This is a genomic window from Bradyrhizobium sp. T-1, assembly GCF_053592855.1.
In genome coordinates this window covers 7,986,461-8,004,853 of the sequence record NZ_CM132115.1, presented here as the reverse complement: position 1 = coordinate 8,004,853, position 18,393 = coordinate 7,986,461, and the positions used below count along the sequence as shown (strand labels likewise).

Sequence of the window (18,393 nt, the reverse complement as noted above, 5' to 3'; positions counted from 1 at the left end):
TCCGCTGCGACCTGCGCGGCTAGCCCGCGGGTTTTTCCGGCGAGACGCTGTCGACGAGCTTCGGGCGTTCGCTTTGCAGCACGTCGCGCGCGAACTCGATGATCTTCTGCTTGTTTGCCGTATCGCGGACGGCGAAAAACACGCGGTTCAATTCCAGGCCAAGCACGCTGTTGAGCGCGATGTTCTCATCTTCCATCGTGGTTTTCCCGCTCTAGAAGCGTTGGGTGTAACTGGGCGTCACTTCCTCCACAAGTAGATTAAATCTTCGGTGCGAGTGCCACACCGGGAAATTACGGATGCAGTGAATTGAGGCGGCCGCCCAAGACGTGCTATATCGAGCGGCGAGGAGGCAGGAAACGCACCAATGTCCGCCGTGGATTATGGCCGCGAAGCGCTGGACTTCATCGAAGGGCTGGGAGCCTATGACAGGGTTCCGGATGCGATGGATGCGCTCGCCATCACCTTTGGCCGCTATGGCTTCGAGCACATCATCGTCACCGGATTGCCGAATCCCGATCAGCGCTTTTCCCAGATGGTGCTGGCCAAGAAATGGCCGGCCGAATGGTTCAGCCTCTATACCGAAAAGAGCTACGATCGCGTCGATCCCGTGATTCGGAAGTGCCGCCAGACGGTCAATCCGTTCGAATGGTCGGAAGCGCCCTATGACGCGGAGTTCGAGCCGGGTGCGGTGGAGGTGATGCGGCGCGCTGTCGATTTCCGCATGTCGCGCGGCTTTGTCGTGCCGATCCACGGCTTGACCGGGTATGAGGCCGGTGTCTCGCTCGGCGGCGTTCATCTCGATCTCAACGTCCGCAGCAAGCCGGCCCTGCATCTGATCGCGATGTACGGCTTCGATCACATTCGTCGTTTGCTTGCACCGTCGCCGCATCCGTCGGCACGCTTGACCCCGCGCGAGCGCGAGGTGATCGCCTGGGCGTCGCAGGGCAAGTCGGCCTGGGAAATCGGCGAGATTCTGAACATCACGCAGCGCACCGCGGAAGAGCATCTTGCAACCGCTGCGCGCAAGCTCGGCGCCGTCAACCGGACGCATGCGGTCGCGATCGCGATCCGCCAAAGAATCATCAATCCCTGAAATCGTCGCCTACTGGGAAATTTCCCAATAGTCGATTTGGCCTTTTTCGCTGAGGCTGCCCCCATTTCAAACTATGGGGGAGTTCATGATTCATGTGATTTCTGCCGTCAACCGGCACCTCTACGAGGATGTCCTCGAGCAGCATTTCCGGGTACGTCACGAGATTTTCGTCGAAGAGCGGAAATGGGAGGGGCTGCGCAAGCCCGACAGCCGCGAGATCGATGCCTACGACAATGAGGACGCGATCTATTTGCTGGCCCTCGAGAACCGCCGCGTGCTCGGTGGCTCGCGCCTGTATCCGACCACCAAGCCGACCATGATGAGCGAGGTGTTCCCCCATCTCGCCGCGGTGCGTGGCTGTCCGGTAGACCCGCAGGTCTGGGAGTGGTCGCGCTTCTTCGTGACGCGCGAGCGCCGTGATGGCGCGTTCAATCTGCAACTGATGGCGGCGGCGCAGGAGTTCTGCCTCGATCAGGGCATCGAGCGGCTTTGCCTTGTCATGGAGACATGGTGGCTGCCCCGTTTCCAAGACATCGGCTTTGTCGTCACGCCGCTGGGATTGCCGGCCTTGATCGAGGACTCCTGGACCATGGCCGCGACCATCGAGGTCCGCCAGGAATCGCTGAACATCGTGCGCGACCGTATCGGGATGAAGAACGTCGTCCATCAGGACGGACCCCGTCTCGATTGCCTCGCCCGTGCCAACCTCTGCGGCCGCACCGCCGCGCAACGAAAGAGCGCCTGAAATGTCGAATATGATGCGGGACAGCCAGATCATGGCGGAAACCAAGGACGAGAATCTCGGCTACATGTCCGACATGGCGCTCGAGCTGGCGCAGATGGCCGAAGATACCGGGCTGGCAACGCTGGCCTACCTGTTCCGGATGGCGGCGCTGGAGGCCTCGACGGCCAACAGCGAACTCAACGAGCCGGACGATTTTCCCCACCAGGTCACGTCGCACTAGACGTCGCCCTTTCATCCGGGCCTCGCGCGCACCCCTCTCCCTGGAAAACGGGGGGAGGGTTATCGTTTGGGTGCGGCAGGCTGCCTCACCCCGTGCGGAGCCTTTGCCGGGCGGGTTCTGCAGGGCCGAATTTACAAGGGTGATTTCGAGCGCATGACACCGGCATGCAACAAAGTGCATGTTCAATGTCGAATCGCTCTTGCCTCGGAACGATACTGCCATTACCCATTTTTCCGCCTTGAAGAGGCGGGGGGAGCTCTTTCACTGATGGCGACTGTGTTCGAACATCGGCGCGTGTGCGTGTGCGCCTGAAAGAGTCTTGATGCTGCTCGTCGTCGAACAGTTCTTGAACGGATTGCAATTCGGCCTGCTGCTGTTCCTGCTCGCCGCCGGCCTGACGCTGGTGTTCGGGATCATGGATCTCGTCAACCTCGCGCACGGCTCGCTCTATATGATGGGCGCCTATTTCGCCGCGACCTTCGCCGCGTGGACCGGAAGCTTCCTGCTCGGCGCACTGCTGGCGCTCGGTGCGACCCTGGTGCTTGGCATCGTGCTGGAGATGAGTGCGCTGCGGCATCTCTACGGCCGCGACCATCTCGACCATGTGCTCGCGACCTTCGGCCTGATCCTGTTCTTCAACGAGGCTGTGCGGCTGATCTGGGGCCCGGCGGGCCTGGCGCTGCCGCTCCCGGCCTGGCTCACCGTGCCGGTGCCGATCCTGCCCGGCATTCACTATCCCGCCTATCGGCTTGCGATCATCATCGTCGCGCTGCTGGTCGCGCTGCTGCTCTATCTCGGCGTGATGCGCACCCGCATCGGTATGCTGATCCGCGCCGGCGCCTCCAACCGCGAGATGATCGGCGCGCTCGGAATCAACATCAAGCTGCTCTACACGTTGGTGTTCGGGCTTGGCGCCGCGCTCGCAGGATTGGCCGGCCTGATGCAGGCGCCGATCCTCACCGTGCAGATCGGCATGGGTGAGAACATCCTGATCCTCGCCTTCGTCATCATCGTGATCGGCGGCATCGGCTCGATCCGCGGCGCCTTCCTCGCCGCGATCTTCGTCGGCATGATCGACACGCTCGGCCGCGCCTTCCTGCCCAACCTGTTGCGGCAGGTGCTGAGCGGTGCCGCTGCCTCCACTGCCGCGCCCGCGCTGTCGTCCATGCTCATCTATCTGCTGATGGCGATCGTGCTGGTGGTGCGGCCGGAGGGGCTGTTTCCGGCCAACCGTCGATGAAGACTTTCTCGGTAAGCAAGGCCGTCACGGCCGTGATGCTGGCGGGCCTCGTGCTGCTGCCGCTCTATTCCTATCTGTCCGGCAACATCTTCATCCTGACGCTGTTCACCCGCATCGTCATCCTGGCGCTGGCGGCGGCGAGCCTCAACCTCATCATGGGGTTTGGCGGCATGATGAGCTTTGGTCACGCCGCCTATCTCGGCATCGGCGGCTACGCCGTCGGCATGCTCGCGCAGGAAGGTGTCGGAAGCGGCTTCATCCAGTTCCCGGTCGCGCTCGCGGCCTCTGCAATTTACGCGCTGGTGATCGGCGCGCTCTCGCTGCGAACGCGTGGCGTCTATTTCATCATGATCACGCTGGCCTTCGCGCAGATGGCTTATTACGTCGCCTCGGGCCTTGCGCGCTACGGCGGCGATGACGGCCTGACCGTCTACAAGCGGAGCGACTTCTCCGGCCTGATCAACCTGTCGAACCGCACGCAGTTTTATTATCTCTGCCTTGCCTGTCTGTTCGGCGTGATCTTCCTGATCTGGCGCATCGTCAATTCGCGCTTCGGCCTCGTCGTGCAGGGCCTGCGCTCCAACGAGCAGCGTATGCAGGCGATCGGCTTTCCCGCCAAGCGCTACCAGCTCGTCTGCTTCGTCATATCAGGCACCATGTGCGGCCTCGCCGGCGCGCTGCTCGCCAACAATACCGATTTCGTCAGCCCGGCCGTGATGTACTGGACCCGCTCCGGTGACCTCATGGTGATGGTGATTCTCGGCGGCATGGGCACGCTGTTCGGCCCCGTCATGGGTGCGGTGGTCTATCTGCTGCTGGAGGAGTTTCTGTCGCAGATCACCGAATATTGGGCGCTGATCATGGGCCCGCTGTTGCTGCTGATCGTGCTGTTCGGCCGCGGCGGCATCATGGGCCTTCTGGGGAGGCTCAATCGTGGCTGAACCGCTGCTCCGCGTCGAAAAGCTGGTGCGCCGTTTCGGCGGCATCGTCGCGACGGACAACGTCTCGCTCGACGTCGCGGCCGGCGAGTTGCACGCCATCATCGGTCCGAACGGCGCCGGCAAGACCACGCTGATCAGCCAGCTTACCGGGCACCTCGAACCGCATTCCGGCAGCGTCTCGCTGGGCGGACGGGACATCACTTATCTGCCGGCCTATCGCCGCTGCGCGCTGGGCCTCGCCCGCTCATTCCAGATCACCTCGCTGCTGCTCGACTTCACCGCCGCCGACAATGTCGCGCTGGCGGCGCAGGCGCATGCAGGTCACTCATTCCGCTTTTTCGCCAATGCGCGGAAGGAGAAGGGCCTGCGCGATGCCGCGCACGCCGCGCTCGACCGCGTCGGTCTGGCTCATCGCGCCGATGTTCTGGTGTCGAAGCTCAGCCATGGCGAGCGGCGCCAGATCGAGCTTGCGGTCGCGCTCGCCAGCAAGCCGAAGCTGCTGCTGCTCGACGAGCCGATGGCCGGGCTCGGCGTCACCGAATCGCAGGGCATGGTGAAGCTGCTGCAGGAGCTGCGGAGAGAAGTCTCGATCGTGCTGGTCGAGCACGACATGCCGGCGGTGTTCGCGCTCGCCGACCGCATCTCGGTGCTGGTCTATGGCCGCGTCATCGCGTCCGGAGATCCCGCGGCGATCCGCGCCAACGAGGACGTCAAGCGCGCCTATCTCGGCGACCAGCATGTGGTGACTCACCATGGCTGATACGCTGCTCGACGTCGACGGCATCGAGACCTGTTACGGTCTCAGCCAAGTGCTGTTCGGCCTGTCCCTGTCGATCAGGCCGGGCGAGATGGTCTCGCTGATGGGCCGCAACGGCATGGGCAAGACCACGACGATCCGCTCGATCATGGGCCTGACGCCGGCACGCGCCGGCAGCATCCGCTTTGCGGGTACGGAGGTCCGGCAGCTGCCGTCGTACCGCATCGCCAAGCTCGGCATCGGCCTCGTGCCCGAGGGCCGCCAGATCTTTCCGAACCTCACCGTGCGCGAGAATCTCGTCGCGGCCGCCGCCGACCGCTTTGATAGCGCCAATCCCTGGACGCTCGCCGCAATCTACGTGCTGTTCCCGCGCCTCGCCGAGCGCGCCGCCAACATGGGCAATCAGCTCTCCGGCGGCGAACAGCAGATGCTCGCCATCGGCCGCGCGCTGATGACCAACCCGAAACTCCTGATTCTGGACGAAGCCACCGAGGGTCTCGCGCCGTTGATCCGCGAAGAGATCTGGAATTGCCTGTCGTTGCTGAAAAGCCGGGGCCAATCGATCCTGGTCGTCGACAAGAACGTCGACCACCTCGCCCGCATCTGCGATCGCCACTTCATCATCGAGCGCGGCAAGACGGTGTGGAGCGGCACGTCGAACGAGCTGATGGCCGAGCCGGATCTGCAGCACAAATATTTGGGGATTTGAGGCAGCGTGAGGCGCGGAAAGGTCCGTGCCGCGAACACGCCGTCGTCCTGGCGTAAGCCAGGACCCACCGCGTGATCTATCGGTTGCAGCCGCAATCAGTCGCGAACGACCGGTCGTCCCCAAACCTCTCCATGGGGTAATCGGTCCTGGCTTTCGCCAGGACGACACCGGTCTCTCACCAATAAATCCCGTGCCGATGCAATTCGCGGATCACGCGTGCCTCGGTGGACGGCTGGCGGTGCTTCGGCTTGGCGGTCTCCGCGGTCGTCTGTGCGGGCGTCGCGGCCGGCACTGTTGCGGCTTGTGCTGGAGCTGCCGGCTGGCTTGACGCTGGTGTGGTGGTCGCCGTCTGGACATTCGCCTGCGGCGTTGTGGTCGGAGCCTGCGTTGCTTGCGGCGGGGCCTGAGTTGCCGGCTGCTCGGTCGCCTGGCTCGCGTTGGTTGCAGCCAGGCTCAGGCTGCGTGAACCGCCGGCATAGGCTTGACCTGCCAGCAGCGACAACGTCGCGATCAGGATCAGCTTGCGCATGGAAACCCTCCCTTTGGTCAGTCCGTCTGACCTGACTTGCGCGCCGTCAGCGGGCGAGGCGGTGGGTGCCGATCTCGAGCAGGGTAGCCCGGCAGGACAGGCGATAGATCAGGCTGAACAATTGACCCAACATGATCGAACTCCACTGTTGATCATGGGAGACAACAATAAACCTCGCGCCTTTCACGCGGTTTTCGTGGCGCAGGAAAATGGCTTCGTCGAAGACCGGCGTGATGTCGTCGGAACAGATGGCATGAAGTCGCCTCACAGCGCCGTGAGGCGGTCTCCCTCAAAACATCTCAAAATATTCGCGATGCTCCCAGTCGGTCACCTCCGCCAGGAAGCGGTCGATCTCGGCGTTCTTGATGTGGGTGTAATAGTCCACGAACTCCGCGCCGAACTTTTCGCGGAAGAACGGATCGTCCTTCAGCGCGGAGACCGCATCCCGCAACGACTTCGGCAGCAGCGGGGCCTTGGTCTCGTAGGGCGTGTCGGCCGAGGGGCCGGGATCGAGCTTGCGGTCGACGCCGTCGAGGCCGGCGAGGATCTGCGCGGCCATGTAGAGATAGGGATTGGCGGCGGGCTCCCCGACCCGGTTTTCCAGGCGGGTGGCGGCATCGCCGGCGCCGCCGAGCACGCGGATCATCACGCCGCGATTGTCGCGGCCCCAGATCGCGCGGTCGGGCGCCAGCGAATAGGAGCGGTAGCGCTTGTAGCCATTGATGGTCGGCGTCGTGAACACGGTGGCCGCACGGGCGTGATCGAGCAGGCCGGCGAGATAGGCGCGGCCAAATTCGCTGAGCGGCTGGCCGGCCTCTTTCGCCATGAAAAGATTGTCACCGCTCGCGCGCGAGACGATCGATTGATGCAGGTGCCAGCCGCTCGCGAACAGGTTCGGTAGCTTTGGCCGGCACATGAAGGTGGCGTGATAGCCGTGGCGGCGGGCGATCTGCTTCACGGCAGAGCGAAACAGCACCATGTTGTCGGCGGGCTCCAGGCCCTTCTTCGGCGCGAAGGTGAATTCGCACTGGCTCGGCCCAAACTCCACCTCGACCGAGCGCAGCGGCAGCCCGAGCGCGACGATATCGCGGCGCAGGATCTCCAGCACCGGCTCCATCTGATCGAAGCGCTGCTCAGTGAGATATTGATAGCCGTGAGACAGCAGACTCACCGAGGGCGGGGTGCCCGGTTGGCCGGCGTCCTCGGGGCGCATATGGGGGTCGTCGAGCTTGAAGATGTGGAATTCGACCTCGAGGCCCGCAACAAAATCGTGGCCGTGGCGGCCGAGCTCGTCGAGCACCTTGCGATAGAGCCCGCGCGTCGCGAACGGCACCGGGCGGCCGTCATTGAAATAGAGGTCGCACAGCACCCAGCCGGTCGCCGGCGCCCACGGCAAGACGCGAAACGTGGTGGGATCGGCGACCATCAGCACGTCGGCCGCACCCTCCATCTCCTTCATGCCGAAGCCGCCGCCCGCGGTGAACACCGGAAACACCGTGCGGTGCGAGGTGTCCTTGGCGAGCATGGTGGTAGTGATGGAGCAGCCGTTCTCCAACGAGGCAATCGCTTCGGAGGCGATGATGGTCTTGCCACGCAAGATGCCGTGCTGGTCGGGAAAGGCCAGGCGGATGACCTCGAGATTCCTGTCCTCGACGAGACGGCGCATGCGCGCGGCCGCGTCCTTCTGCTCATCCGACCACAGCGCATGACGCGCGACGAAAGTCACTTTGCAACTCCCTCAACTGCCGTAGGGTGGGCAAAGCGAAGCGTGCCCACGATCTGTATCCACGGAGAAATGGTGGGCACGGCGCGCTGCGCCTTTGCTCACCCTACGGGAGCGGCGCACAAACGTCACTCCGCCGCCGTCAGCCGATGCACATTATCGGCAATCTCCTTCGGCACCGGCGCGGTCCATGGCGCGCCGCGGCGGCGCTTGACGTCGATCTCCATCCAGTAGGTCTCCCAGCCGCGCGTCGGGCCGATGCCGTCCATGGTTGCCGGTCCCTGAATGCTGCGCGCATTGGCCGCGTCCAGGAACAGCATCGGCTTTTCGCCGCCGCCGACCTTCTCGATCTCCTGCCGCAGCAGGCGGCGGTATTGCACGATCGCCTTGTCGCTCGACCCGAGATGCTCCTTGGTGCGGTCCTGGATCGCGCCCATCGATTCCACCGCCCACTGGTCGTGGACGTTGATGTCGTTGCCCATGCCGGTATAGGTCGCGGTCTGCTGCTCGTGCGGGTCGAAACCGTAATCGTTGGCTTTGTTCTTGCGCGACTTGTAATCCGGCAGCTCATAGAGCTCGAGCCGCTGGTCGCGCATCTTCTGCTTGTCGACCGGGTTGGAATAGCTGGTGAAGATCGCGTACCAGTAGCAGTTCTCGTCATCGACCGGCACGTGCCACTGCGTGATCGTCATCTCCGTGCTCATCGGGATGACGAAGCCATGCGGGAAGAGCTGGTTGGTGACGCGCACATGGGTGCGCTCCTCGTCGATCTCGCGCAGCGCGATCAGCCGCAGGCCGTATTCGGTGTGCTCGACATTGATGATCGGGCGGTCGTATTCGCGCAGGATCTTTGTCATCGGCAAATCGCTTCCCGCGGATGCGCCCCGGAATTGCTTGCCGTAAGCGGTGGAGGTGTCCTCGTCCTCGAAGAAGCGGTGCAGATAGGAGGCGTGCGCGGGATCGATGCCGACCTCCAGCGCCTGCAGCCAGTTGCAGGCCATGTGGCCCTTGAAGGCAAAGGTGTGTGTGCCGGGCGCGACGAAGCAATCGATTTCCGGGAAGGCTGGCGGCTTGCCCTCGCCGAGATAGGCCCAGAGGATGCCGCTCTTCTCCACCACGGGATAGGAGCGCTGGCGGATGTTCTGGCAGAGCTTTGAGTCCTTCGGCTCGGCTGGCGTCTCGATGCATTGGCCGGTGGCGTCGAACAGCCAGCCGTGGAAAGCGCAGCGCAGGCCGCCATGTTCGAGCCGACCAAAGGCGAGGTCGGCGCCGCGATGCGCGCAATGGCGATCGATCAGGCCGTAACGCCCGGTCTCGTCGCGAAACAGCACCAGGTTCTCGCCGAGCAATTTTACGGGACGGATCGGCCGCTCGCCCTGGAGCTCGTCGACTAGGGCCGCGGGTTGCCAGTAGCTCCGCATCAGTCTGCCGCACGGGTCTTTCGGCCCGGTGCGGGTGATCAGGTCGTTCTGCTCCTGGCTCATCATGGCGGTCGCGTCCTTCCTTGCTCGAACATGCAAGTCGAGAGCCGGTGCGCTCTTCGCCTCTCCCCGCAAGCGGGGCGAGGGGGACCACGAGCGTGCCTGCCTAACGAGTTGCGTTCGCCTATTGAACGAATGGGCGAATTATGACATGCCTTGGATCGGCAGCAAGCGCTATTTTGCAGGATTGTCCCGGGGATCATGCCAAAGCTGAAGCGGAGCGAGACTGACGAGCGTGCGACGGATTTCGTCGAGGCCCTCGATCGTGGCCTGCGTCTGCTGCAGTGCTTCGGCACCAGTGCAGGCCCGATGACGCTGAGCGATCTCGCCCGCGCCGCCGATCTGCCGCGCGCCACTGCGCGGCGCATGCTGTTCACGCTTCAGCGTGGCGGTTTCGTCTCCGGTGACGGCAAGCTGTTTTCGCTGACCCCGCATGTGCTGACGCTGGCGGCGTCCTATTTGCGTTCGAACCAGCTCGTCGCGGTGCTGCAACCGGTGCTCGATCGCGTCGCAACCGCGGCGAACGAAATCTCCTCGCTCGCGGTGCTCGACGGCGACGATGTCGTGTTCATCGCCCGCAGCAGCCCGGCGCGCATGTTCTCCGGTGGATTGGAGATCGGCTACCGGCTGCCGGCGTTCTGCACCTCGGTCGGCCGCGCCATGCTCGGTCAGTTCGACGACGCCGATCTGCTTGTCCGCCTGAAGAAGACGAGGCGTGAGGCGCTGACGCCGCAGACGGTGACCGACCCGAAGACGCTGCTCGCGCACATTGCGGCTGATAGATCGCAGGGCTATTCGCTGGTCGATCGCGAAGCCGAGCCGCATTTCCGCTCTATCTCCGTGCCCGTGCGCCGCTACGACGACGTGATCGTCGCCGCCATCAACATGGGTGCCCATGTCGACCGCGTGCCGGCGCAGGAATTGATCGACCGCTTCCTGCCGCTGTTGCGGGAGGGGGCGGAGGCGGTGCGCTCGCAATTGCTGTAGTTGACGCCAATCCCCCAACGTCGGCGTCTGTGCTATTGTGCTATAATGTACCTACACAACACCAGGGAGCACGCCATGCAACACACCATGGTTCCCAGTGATCGCGTGGAGCACGTCGCCGTCTATGGTTGTGACGGCACCAAGCTCGGCACGATCGAGCGATTGATGCTCGACAAGGTGAGCGGAACGGTTGCCTATGCGGTGATCAAGACCGGCAGGCCATTCGGTGCCCACCACCACTACCCCGTGCAATGGAGCGCGCTGAAATATGATCCGGGACGTCAGGCCTTCCAGGTCGAACTGACGCCGGAGCAATTGAGCAGCGGCCCCTGCGAGGTCGATGGCGATGAGTTCGACTGGGGCGACCGCTCGCGGTCTTACCAGCATCCGAATTATTGGTCGATCTAGGCGGTCGAATTTCATTCGTCGCGCTCCCGCGCCGCCTCGCACGCCCTGTCGTGCCCGCGATATCCTCCGCTCATCGGCGCCGGGCGCTACCGGTTGCGCATCCAGTCGGCGAGGCCTGATATCGCGCGATCGAGGTCCTGCCGCGCGGCGCTATCCGTGATGGTCTCTTCCATCGCGCCGCGCATGCAAGCCATCCACGAGTCGCGTTCGGCATCGCCGATGGCAAAGCCGATATGCCGCTGCCGCAATCGGGGATGGCCTTTCTCGGGGGTGTAGAGCTTTGGGCCGCCGGTCCATTCCGTCAGATAGCGCTTCAGCACGTCCCTGATCAGGCCGAGGTCGTCGGCATGCATCGCGCGGATGATCTTCGCTTCCGGCAGCGAGTCCATGCGGTCGTAAAAGCTGTCGACCAGACGGTCGATCGTGGCACTGCCGCCGATCCGCTCGAACATGGAGGTGGTGACGTCGCTGTCGGTCATCTCTACAGCGCTACACTGCGCAGCCCAAAGCTGCGCGCCTCGTTCTGCAGCACCGGCCGCACCGCATCGATCAGTCGCGCAGCGGCCGCATCGACGCTGAGCCCTGCCGTATCCACGACCGCCGTTGCACGTGCGTAAAGCGGTTCGCGGCTGAGCAGGATGTTGCGCAATTCGGCCATCGCGGAGCGGTCATCCGCCATCGGGCGGAGATCGCCCTGGCGGCGGACGCGGGCCATGTGCTCTTCGGGCTCGGCCTTCAGCCAGATCGTGTAGAACGAGGTCAGGATCTGGTCGAAGGTCAGCGGCTCGGAGACGATGCCGCCGCCGGTCGCCAGCACCATCAGTTCGTTGCGTGCAAGCAGCTGCTGCAGCGCGGCCTGCTCCAGGCGGCGAAAACCTTCCTGGCCGTAGAGCGCGATGATCTCGGCGACCGAGAGGCCGTTCTGCTGCTCGATCTCCTTGTTGAGCTCGACAAAGCTCCAGCCGATCTTCTTCGCCAGCATGCGCCCAAGCGTGGATTTGCCGGCGCCGCGCAGGCCGATCAGCGCGATGCCGCAGAACGGCGCGCGCCGCGGCGCAGTTGCGCTGCCGCCGGCGAGCAGGTCTTTTGCTTGGGCAATCTGGCCCGGTGTCGCCTTGCGGAGGAGATCGCGAAACATCTGCCAGTCCGGTGTCGGATCGGCGGAGGGGAGCAGATCTTCGAGATGCGCGCCCATCGCGTCGGAGACGCGGCGCAGCAGCACGATGGAGACATTGCCCTTGCCGCTCTCGAGCTGCGCGATGTAGCGCTCCGAAATTCCTGATACTTTGGCGAGCACCTTGCGCGACATGCCGCGCAGCGCGCGCATGGTGCGCACGCGCTGCCCGAGTTGTTCGAGAAAGTGGGATTCGGCGTCGGGACTGTCGGTCATGAGTCTTCTTTACAGGGGTCCTGCGGCGCGTTTTAATGAAACATAGTGCCTGCTGGCATTGACAGCAAGCTGTCACAATGTCTTTCTATGAATTATAATTCTAAATTCAGGGGAGACGACCGTGAGCGAGGGATCCTACAACGCGGTGACCTGGCTGCTCGACCGTAACGTCGAGGAGGGCCGGGAAGGCAAGCTCGCCTTCGACGACACCGTCTCGCGGCTCAGCTATGGCGAGCTCCAGCGTGAGACCCGGCGCGCCGCCAACATGCTGCGCCGGCTCGGCGTCCGCCGCGAGGAACGCGTGGCGATGATCATGCTGGATACGGTCGATTTCCCGGTCGTGTTTTTGGGCGCGATCCGCGCCGGCGTCGTGCCGGTGCCGCTGAACACGCTGCTGACCGCGGACCAATACGCCTACATCCTCGCCGACTGCCGCGCCCGCGTGCTGTTCGTCTCCGAGGCGCTCTATCCCGTCATCAAGGACGTGGTCGGCCGCATGCCTGATCTTGAGCACGTCGTGGTGTCCGGCGCCAAGCAGAACGGGCACAAGCAGCTCGCGGAGGAGCTCGCGGGCGAGAGCGACCAGTTCACAACGGCCGCGACGCATCCGGACGAGCCGGCGTTCTGGCTCTATTCGTCGGGCTCGACCGGCATGCCCAAGGGCGTGCGCCACATTCATTCCAACATGCAGGCGACCGCCGATACCTATGCGAAACAAGTGCTCGGCATCCGCGAGAGCGACGTGTGCCTGTCCGCAGCAAAACTGTTCTTCGCTTATGGCCTCGGCAATGCATTGACGTTTCCGATGTCGGTCGGCGCAAGCGTGATCCTCAATAGCGAACGCCCGACGCCGCCGCGCATGTTCGACCTGATGAACCGCTACAATCCGTCGATCTTCTACGGCGTGCCGACGCTGTTTGCGGCGATGCTGAATGACGAAGCGATGAAGAGTGAGCGCGGCGGCAAGTCCTTGCGCATCTGCACCTCGGCCGGTGAGGCGCTGCCGGAATCCGTCGGCAACAGCTGGAAATCGCGCTTCGGCGTCGACATCCTCGACGGCGTCGGCTCGACCGAGCTCTTGCACATCTTCCTGTCGAACGCGCCGGGCGACATCAAATACGGCTCCTCCGGCAAGCCGGTGCCGGGCTATGCGGTGCGGCTCGTCAACGAGGCCGGTCAGGACGTCGCCGATGGCGAGGTCGGCGAGCTCCTGGTCGATGCCCCCTCCGCCGGCGAGGGCTACTGGAACCAGCGCCACAAGAGCCGCCGCACGTTCGAGGGCCCGTGGACCCGCACCGGTGACAAATATGTCCGCGACACCGAGGGACGCTACACCTTCTGCGGCCGCGCCGACGACATGTTCAAGGTCTCCGGCATCTGGGTCTCGCCGTTCGAGGTCGAGAGCGCGCTGATCACGCATCCGGCCGTGCTGGAGGCTGCCGTCGTGCCCGAAGCCGATCCGGAGGGGCTCTTGAAGCCGAAAGCGTTCGTCGTGCTGCGCCCGGGTGTGAAGACGAACGACCTTCAGGAAATGCTGAAAGAGCACGTCAAGCAGAAGATCGGCCCGTGGAAATATCCGCGCTGGATCGACGTGGTGGAGTCACTGCCGAAGACGGCAACGGGAAAGATCCAGCGGTTCAAACTGCGCGAGGGCGCGAATTGAGCGGCCTCGTCATTCCGGGGCGTGCGAAGCGCGAACTACGGTGCGCACTCGCGCACCTGAGAATCTCGAGCCATGGACTGCAATATCGAGATTCCGGATCGGCTCGCGTTGCGATCCGTCCGGAATGACGGAAATGAACGGGAACGACAGCATGACCAGCCTCACCCCCGCCGGCTTCCTCAGCATCGGCACGGCCCGCCTCGAATACAAATGGCTTGCGCCGCCGGCCCCCGACGCCCCCACCATCGTCATGCTGCACGAAGGCCTTGGCTCCGTCGGTCTGTGGAACGACTTTCCTGAAAAGCTGCAGCAGGCGACCGGCGCCGGCATCTTCGTCTATTCGCGCGCGGGCTACGGCCAATCGAGCTCGGTCACGCTGCCGCGGCCGCTCGACTACATGCAACGCGAAGCGCTCGACGTATTGCCGAAGGTGCTCGATGCGATTCCTTTCAAGCGCGGCCTGTTGCTCGGCCATTCCGACGGCGCCTCGATCGCGGCGATCTATGCCGGCGCACATCAGGACAATCGCCTGCAAGGCATCACGCTGATCGCACCGCATTTCATCGTCGAGGACGTCTCGGTGAAGTCGATCGCCGAGATCAAGACGACGTATGAGACGACCGATCTCAAGGTAAAGCTCGCGCGCTGGCACAAGGACGTCGACAACGCCTTCTACGGCTGGAACGGCGCCTGGCTCGACCCGGCATTCCGCGACTGGGATATCTCGGAGTATCTGGCCTACATCCGCGTTCCCGTCCTGATCGTGCAAGGCGGGGACGACCAATACGGGACGCTGCGTCAGGTCAAGATCGCGCAGGAGGAATGTTATTGCCCGGTCGATGTGACGATCATTCCAGGCGCGGGACATTCTCCTCAACGTGAGGCCCCGGCGCCAACGCTCGAGGCAATCGCGCAATTTGCAAAGGCCGCCTTGCAGGATGATCGAGGTCTCCACGCTGCGTGACGCGTAGAGGGCGGCGTGGTTGCGACCGGCTGTCGCTCAGATGAAGCAAAGTGCATGTTAGGCCAAGATTTGGGCTAGACGCCTCTCACAAGATGCACTATTGTGCATCTAACGCTTAAACCAAGACGAGCTCAAGGGTGGCCCATGGCCGGGGAAGATCGGCGCCTCGCAGGCGGCGCGACATTCATCGATTTCCAGACCGAACCGTCCCGCTACAAGCACTGGAAGCTGGCGGTCGACGGTGACGTCGCGACGCTGACCATGGATGTCGACGAGAATGGCGGCCTGTTCGAGGGCTATCTGCTCAAGCTCAATTCCTACGATCTCGGCGTCGACATCGAGCTGGCCGACGTGGTCCAGCGGCTGCGCTTCGAGCACCCCGAGGTGAAAGTCGTGGTGATGCGCTCGGCCAAGAACCGCGTGTTCTGCGCCGGCGCCAACATCCGCATGCTCGCGGGCTCGACCCATGCGCACAAGGTGAACTTCTGCAAATTCACCAACGAGACCCGCAACGGCATGGAGGATTCGTCCGAGAATTCCGGCCAGCGTTTCATCACCGTCGTGAACGGCTCGGCCGCCGGCGGCGGCTATGAGCTCGCGCTCGCCACCGACCATATCATCCTCGCCGACGACGGCGCGTCTGCCGTGGCGCTACCGGAAGTGCCGCTGCTCGCCGTGCTGCCGGGCACTGGCGGCCTCACCCGTGTCGTCGACAAGCGCAAGGTGCGCCGCGATCACGCCGACTTCTTCTGCACCATCGAGGAAGGCGTGAAGGGCAAGCGCGCGGTGCAGTGGCGTCTGGTCGACGAGATCGCGCCGAACTCCAAGCTGGAAGCGAAGATCATCGAGCGCGCCAAGGAGTTCGCGGCTGCCTCGAAGCGCGCCGGCAACGGCAAGGGCATCGCGCTCTCGCCGCTGAAGCGGACGATCGACGAAACCAGCATCCGCTATGGCTTCGTTACCGTCGACATCGACCGCGCCGCCCGCATCGCCACCATCTCGATCAAGGCGCCGGAAACGGCGCCGCCCGCAGACATCGACGGCATGATGGCGCAGGGCGCGTCGTTCTGGCCGTTGCAGGTCGCGCGCGAGCTCGACGACGCCATCCTGCACCTGCGCATCAACGAGCTCGAGATCGCCATGCTGGTGTTCAAGAGCCATGGCGACCGCGCCCATGTGCTCGCCAGCGATGCCTTCCTCGAAGCCAACAAGTCGCATTGGCTGGTCAACGAGATCCGCCACTACTGGAAGCGCGTGCTCAAGCGCATCGACGTCACCTCGCGCACGCTGGTGACGCTGGTCGAGCCCGGCTCCTGCTTTGCCGGCACGCTCGCCGAGCTCGTCTTCGCGGCCGACCGCTCCTACATGCTGATCGGCACGCGCCAGGGGGACAACCGTCCGCCGCCGTCGATCGAACTCTCCGCGATGAATTTCGGCCCCTATCCGATGAGCCACGGCCTGACGCGGCTGGAATCGCGCTTCCAGGCCGATCCAGCGGATGTGGAGCGCGCGGAAGCCACGCTCGGCACCGCGCTCGACGCCGAGCAGGCGGAAGAGCTCGGCCTCGTCACCTTCGCGCTCGATGACATCGATTGGGACGACGAGGTCCGCGTGTTCCTGGAAGAGCGCGCCAGCTTCTCGCCCGACAGCCTCACCGGCATGGAAGCCAGCCTGCGCTTCGTCGGCCCCGAGACGATGGAATCGAAGATCTTCGCGCGCCTGACAGCCTGGCAGAACTGGATCTTCCAGCGCCCCAACGCGGTCGGCGAGGAAGGCGCGCTGCGCCGCTACGGCAGCGGCCAGAAGCCGAAATTCGATATGACGCGAGTCTAGCGAATAGGGAGTGGCGAATGGCGAATAGGAGTTTTCACTCGCTACTCGCCATTCGCCTCATTAAACGAGCTAGTCCCCAACGGGAGGTCCACCATGAACATGAACATCATGAACGTCGACTACTCGACCAAGATTCCGAACAACGTGAATCTCGCTGAAGACCGCCAGGTGCTGAAAGCGCTGGAAGGCTGGCATCCCGGCTATATGGACTGGTGGAGCGACATGGGCCCCGAGGGCTTCCAGGAATCGCTGGTGTATCTGCGCACCGCTTACTCCGTCGATCCGCGCGGCTGGGCCAAGTTCGATTACGTCCGCATGCCCGAATATCGCTGGGGCATTTTGCTTGCGCCGCAGGAAGAGAACCGGGTCGTTCCCTTCGGTGAGCATTATGGTGAGCCGGCCTGGCAGGAAGTCCCGGGCGAATATCGCGCCTTGCTGCGCCGTCTGATCGTGATCCAGGGCGACACCGAGCCGGCCTCGGTCGAGCAGCAGCGTCATCTCGGCAAGACCGCGCCCTCGCTCTACGACATGCGCAATCTGTTCCAGGTGAATGTCGAGGAAGGCCGTCACCTCTGGGCGATGGTCTATCTGCTGCAGAAGTATTTTGGCCGCGACGGCCGCGAGGAAGCCGACGATTTGCTGCGCCGCCGCTCCGGCGATGCCGATGCCCCGCGCATGCTCGGCGCCTTCAACGAGGCGACGCCGGACTGGCTGTCCTTCTTCATGTTCACCTACTTCACCGATCGCGACGGCAAGATGCAACTGCACTCGCTCGCGCAGTCCGGTTTCGATCCGCTGTCGCGCACCTGCCGCTTCATGCTGACCGAGGAAGCGCACCACATGTTCGTCGGCGAGACCGGCATCACCCGCGTCGTGCAGCGCACGTGTGACGCGATGCGCGAGGCCGGCATCACCGATCCCACCGATATCGCAAAAGTTCGCGCGCTCGGCGTGATCGATCTTCCGACCATCCAGAAGAAGCTGAACCTGCACTATACGCTGTCGCTTGATCTCTTCGGCTCGGAGGTCTCGACCAATGCGGCCAACGCCTTCAACACCGGCATCAAGGGCCGCTACCACGAGACCCAGATCGACGACGACCACCAGCTCAAGAACGCCACGTATCCGGTGCTGAAGTTCATCAACGGCGAGATCCAGCTGGTCGACGAGCCGGCGCTGACCGCGCTCAACATGCGCCTGCGCGACGATTACAGCCAGGATTGCGTCAAGGGCATGCTGCGCTGGAACAAGGTGATCTCGACCGCAGGCTACGACTTCCAGCTCAAGCTGCCGAACGTCGCCTTCCATCGCCATATCGGCGAGTTCAAGGATATCCAGGCCACGCCCGACGGCATCTTGATCGATGATGCCACCTGGGCGAAGCGCAAGGACGAGTGGCTGCCCTCGATCGCCGACGGCGACTTCATCACCTCGCTGATGCAGCCGGTGACCGAGACCGGCAAGTTCGCGTCGTGGATTTCGCCGCCCAAGGTCGGCATCGACAACAAGCCGGGTGATTTCGAGTACGTGAAGATCGAGTCGTAGGCTTCTTACCTCTCCCCGCTTGCGGGGAGAGATCGACGCGCAAAGCGCGGCGGGTGAGGGGGTACAGGTCTCACGTCTATCTCGGGTGGGGAGAGAGGCCCCTCACCCCAACCCTCTCAGCGCGAGCGAAGCTCGTCGCGGCCCCGCAAGAGCGGGGCGAGGGAG

20 protein-coding genes are annotated in these 18,393 nt (G+C 63.8%); 13 read left to right on the top strand and 7 right to left on the bottom strand.

The annotated features are described in order from the left end of the window. Positions 1–19: 19 nt before the first annotated feature. On the bottom strand, positions 20–196 hold the full coding sequence (locus ACWAT4_RS38280) for a hypothetical protein (protein ID WP_212303399.1): 177 nt from the start codon (positions 194–196) through the stop codon (positions 20–22). A gap of 168 nt (positions 197–364) precedes the next feature. On the opposite strand from ACWAT4_RS38280, the gene ACWAT4_RS38275 reads away from it, so the two are divergent. The 7 genes from ACWAT4_RS38275 to ACWAT4_RS38245 all read left to right on the top strand — a co-directional run bounded on the left by ACWAT4_RS38275 (position 365) and on the right by ACWAT4_RS38245 (position 5,705). Then, complete coding sequence (locus ACWAT4_RS38275; protein ID WP_212424388.1) at positions 365–1,093, top strand: LuxR family transcriptional regulator; 729 nt, start codon at positions 365–367, stop codon at positions 1,091–1,093. Positions 1,094–1,178: 85 nt separating this feature from the next. Then, entirely contained in the window at positions 1,179–1,838 is a 660-nt protein-coding gene (locus ACWAT4_RS38270; RefSeq protein ID WP_212446989.1) for an acyl-homoserine-lactone synthase, read from the top strand. Between the two features lies 1 nt (position 1,839). Then, on the top strand, positions 1,840–2,058 hold the full coding sequence (locus tag ACWAT4_RS38265) for a hypothetical protein (RefSeq protein ID WP_212303402.1): 219 nt from the start codon (positions 1,840–1,842) through the stop codon (positions 2,056–2,058). Positions 2,059–2,380: 322 nt separating this feature from the next. Then, positions 2,381–3,298 (top strand): branched-chain amino acid ABC transporter permease, encoded by a 918-nt coding sequence (locus ACWAT4_RS38260; protein ID WP_092251677.1) that lies wholly within the window; start codon positions 2,381–2,383, stop codon positions 3,296–3,298. After that, on the top strand, positions 3,295–4,239 hold the full coding sequence (locus tag ACWAT4_RS38255; protein ID WP_212303403.1) for a branched-chain amino acid ABC transporter permease: 945 nt from the start codon (positions 3,295–3,297) through the stop codon (positions 4,237–4,239). Before ACWAT4_RS38260 ends, ACWAT4_RS38255 begins: the two co-directional genes overlap by 4 nt. Beyond that, a complete protein-coding gene (locus tag ACWAT4_RS38250) occupies positions 4,232–4,999 on the top strand; it encodes an ABC transporter ATP-binding protein (protein WP_212303404.1) in 768 nt (255 codons plus the stop codon). Before ACWAT4_RS38255 ends, ACWAT4_RS38250 begins: the two co-directional genes overlap by 8 nt. Beyond that, a complete protein-coding gene (locus ACWAT4_RS38245) occupies positions 4,992–5,705 on the top strand; it encodes an ABC transporter ATP-binding protein (RefSeq protein WP_212303405.1) in 714 nt (237 codons plus the stop codon). Before ACWAT4_RS38250 ends, ACWAT4_RS38245 begins: the two co-directional genes overlap by 8 nt. A 175-nt stretch (positions 5,706–5,880) precedes the next feature. Here ACWAT4_RS38245 and ACWAT4_RS38240 read toward each other — a convergent pair whose 3' ends face one another. The 4 genes from ACWAT4_RS38240 to ACWAT4_RS38225 form a co-directional block, all read right to left on the bottom strand. Further along, complete coding sequence (locus ACWAT4_RS38240; RefSeq protein WP_212303406.1) at positions 5,881–6,234, bottom strand: hypothetical protein; 354 nt, start codon at positions 6,232–6,234, stop codon at positions 5,881–5,883. A 46-nt stretch (positions 6,235–6,280) separates the two neighbouring features. After that, a complete protein-coding gene (locus tag ACWAT4_RS38235; RefSeq protein ID WP_212303407.1) occupies positions 6,281–6,502 on the bottom strand; it encodes a hypothetical protein in 222 nt (73 codons plus the stop codon). A 21-nt stretch (positions 6,503–6,523) separates the two neighbouring features. Then, positions 6,524–7,960: a glutamine synthetase family protein gene (locus ACWAT4_RS38230; RefSeq protein ID WP_212446991.1), complete on the bottom strand. Its 1,437-nt coding sequence runs from the start codon at positions 7,958–7,960 to the stop codon at positions 6,524–6,526. Positions 7,961–8,085: 125 nt separating this feature from the next. Further along, positions 8,086–9,444, bottom strand: a complete 1,359-nt coding sequence (locus ACWAT4_RS38225) for an aromatic ring-hydroxylating dioxygenase subunit alpha (protein ID WP_212302887.1) — start codon at positions 9,442–9,444, stop codon at positions 8,086–8,088. 195 nt (positions 9,445–9,639) lie between these two features. On the opposite strand from ACWAT4_RS38225, the gene ACWAT4_RS38220 reads away from it, so the two are divergent. Further along, positions 9,640–10,425, top strand: coding sequence for an IclR family transcriptional regulator domain-containing protein (locus ACWAT4_RS38220; RefSeq protein WP_212302885.1), 786 nt, complete (start codon positions 9,640–9,642; stop codon positions 10,423–10,425). Positions 10,426–10,500: 75 nt separating this feature from the next. Continuing rightward, positions 10,501–10,833, top strand: coding sequence for a PRC-barrel domain-containing protein (locus tag ACWAT4_RS38215; protein WP_212302884.1), 333 nt, complete (start codon positions 10,501–10,503; stop codon positions 10,831–10,833). An 86-nt stretch (positions 10,834–10,919) separates the two neighbouring features. Here ACWAT4_RS38215 and ACWAT4_RS38210 read toward each other — a convergent pair whose 3' ends face one another. Then, positions 10,920–11,312, bottom strand: a complete 393-nt coding sequence (locus ACWAT4_RS38210; RefSeq protein ID WP_212302881.1) for a group II truncated hemoglobin — start codon at positions 11,310–11,312, stop codon at positions 10,920–10,922. Between the two features lie 2 nt (positions 11,313–11,314). Further along, positions 11,315–12,223 (bottom strand): helix-turn-helix transcriptional regulator, encoded by a 909-nt coding sequence (locus ACWAT4_RS38205; RefSeq protein ID WP_212302880.1) that lies wholly within the window; start codon positions 12,221–12,223, stop codon positions 11,315–11,317. A 121-nt stretch (positions 12,224–12,344) separates the two neighbouring features. Here ACWAT4_RS38205 and ACWAT4_RS38200 point away from each other — a divergent pair, with 121 nt between their 5' ends. From ACWAT4_RS38200 to boxB, 4 genes are all read left to right on the top strand, one after another. Beyond that, the gene (locus tag ACWAT4_RS38200) at positions 12,345–13,886 is read left to right on the top strand and encodes a benzoate-CoA ligase family protein (protein ID WP_212302878.1); all 1,542 of its coding nucleotides are present in this window, start codon (positions 12,345–12,347) and stop codon (positions 13,884–13,886) included. A gap of 151 nt (positions 13,887–14,037) precedes the next feature. After that, positions 14,038–14,850, top strand: a complete 813-nt coding sequence (locus ACWAT4_RS38195) for an alpha/beta fold hydrolase (RefSeq protein WP_449729468.1) — start codon at positions 14,038–14,040, stop codon at positions 14,848–14,850. A gap of 144 nt (positions 14,851–14,994) precedes the next feature. Beyond that, positions 14,995–16,683: a 2,3-epoxybenzoyl-CoA dihydrolase gene (boxC, locus tag ACWAT4_RS38190; RefSeq protein ID WP_212302875.1), complete on the top strand. Its 1,689-nt coding sequence runs from the start codon at positions 14,995–14,997 to the stop codon at positions 16,681–16,683. A 93-nt stretch (positions 16,684–16,776) separates the two neighbouring features. Further along, positions 16,777–18,228, top strand: coding sequence for a benzoyl-CoA 2,3-epoxidase subunit BoxB (gene boxB / locus ACWAT4_RS38185; RefSeq protein ID WP_449729467.1), 1,452 nt, complete (start codon positions 16,777–16,779; stop codon positions 18,226–18,228). Positions 18,229–18,393: the final 165 nt, after the last annotated feature.